The sequence below is a fragment of the Actinosynnema sp. NPDC023658 genome, assembly GCF_040639995.1.
In the GTDB taxonomy this organism is placed as follows: domain Bacteria; phylum Actinomycetota; class Actinomycetes; order Mycobacteriales; family Pseudonocardiaceae; genus Actinosynnema.
In genome coordinates this window covers 634-1,038 of record NZ_JBFAAX010001498.1, presented here as the reverse complement: position 1 = coordinate 1,038, position 405 = coordinate 634, and the positions used below count along the sequence as shown (strand labels likewise).

General features: G+C 77.3%; 1 pseudogene. It reads left to right on the top strand.

Annotated features, from left to right (window positions below):
* Positions 1–405 (top strand): annotated as a pseudogene (locus AB0G02_RS42080) (hypothetical protein); the annotation flags it as partial.

Here is a 405-nt window from a genome sequence, read left to right as displayed (position 1 = left end):
AGGTCACCTCGCGCACCCGCCAGCGGTTGCGGCTGGCCTGGGCCTACCTCCAGCGGTTCTGCACGAAGAACGAGACGTGCAGCTTCTTCGGGCCGCTCGCGTGGGGCGCGGTCGAGCCGGAGCGCGAGGCCGACTTCACCGCGTGGCCGGTCGACCCCGACGCCGGGCGGCTGGTGCGCCGCCGCGTCCGCGTGGAGCACTGGGTGCTGCGCCGGCTCGGTGACGCGCTCCTCGCCTCCGGGACGGCCGACCCGCCCTACCGGCTGCACCCCGCGTGCGACCTGGACGGTGACGACCTGCGGGTGCCGGTCGGCAGGCGGATCGCGCTGCCCGCGGTGGCGGCCCGCGACGTGCGGGCGGTGCAGGACGGGGCGCGGGTACCGGTGGACACCCACCTCCGGCCGC